The 1336-nt window shown below is 34.0% G+C and carries 1 protein-coding gene; it reads right to left on the bottom strand.

What is annotated here, in order from left to right; translation table 11 throughout:
• Positions 1 to 1336 (bottom strand): DUF7507 domain-containing protein (locus ACRC28_RS00095; protein WP_438541425.1); only part of this gene is annotated, 1336 nt, incomplete at both ends.

Raw genomic sequence — 1336 nt, 5'->3', positions numbered from 1 at the left:
TAAATACAAGGACAGTTCTTTGACCAACAGCTAAGCTTCCTACATTAACTCCAGTTTGTACATTACCTCCATTTGAAATTCCATTTACAGTCAGACTTCCTGGTACAAATGAAACATTACTAGCTTGAAGAATATCCTTAACAATAACATTGTCTAAAGGTAATGTTCCATCGTTTAAAACATCAAGCGTATAAGTTATTATATCTCCTACAACAGCCGTTGTTTTATCAGTTGTTTTAGTTACAGTAGCATTTCCTACTCCACCAGGGGTATTTACAATTGTTTGAACTTGATTTGAAGTATTACTTCCTTGCCCCTGACCACCACTTGGATTTGTATAAGTGTAATTATCTATTGCAGTATTAGGAATTGGATTTGGCACTGGCACTGCGTTTACCGTTACCCTATAAGTTAACAGTACAGATTGCCCAATAGCTAAGTTTCCTACATTTACACCGTTTTGAATATTTCCAGCATTCGGTGAACCATTTACAGTAAGGCTTCCTGGTACGAATGAAATATTACTAGCTTGAAGTGTATCTGTCACAATTAGATTTGTAAGATCTAAATTTCCTGTATTTGTTACAGTTATTCCATAATTTAAAGTATCACCAATATTAGCAGTTGTTTTATCTACTGATTTTACAATAGTGGTATTCGGATTTCCTGATGGATTATTAACTTGTGTTGTAACATTATTTGAATCTTTATTATTAGTTACAGGGGAACCACCAGATGGGGTATAAGTGTATTGGACATTACTTTTATTTGGAATTGGATTTGGTATTGGTGTACTATTTATTTTTACTCTAAATACAACAATAGCACTTGCTCCAACCGCTAAACTTCCTATATTTATTCCACTACTCGGATTTCCAGTATTACTTACTCCATTTACTGTTACAGAACCTGGAACAAATGTTATTCCATTAGCTTCAAGAGCATCTGTAAATGTAACATTTGTAAGTGGTAATGTTCCTGTATTTTGGATTGTTGAAGTATAAGTTATCTCGTCTCCGATATTTGCAGTAGCTTTATCTACGGCCTTTATAATAGATGCATCTCCACCACCACTACTTCCTTGAACATTTGTATTTACTTGATTTGAAGTAGATGTTCCTGGTGTAGGACTTCCACCTGGTCTTGTATAAATATAACCTGCTCCTGCTGTATTAGGAATTGGATTTGGTGTTGGCGTTCCATTTATTTTAACTTGATAAGTTAAAATCGCTGTTGAACCAATAGCTAAATTTCCAATATTAATACCACTTTGAATATCTCCACTATTAGAAACTCCATTTACAGTTAAAGAACCTGGTACTATAGAAATATTACT

It is taken from the genome of Clostridium sp., from assembly GCF_051650885.1.
Lineage (GTDB): Bacteria > Bacillota > Clostridia > Clostridiales > Clostridiaceae > Clostridium.
The sequence above is the reverse complement of the archived record's forward strand: the minus strand, read 5'-3'. Positions and strand labels throughout refer to the sequence as shown.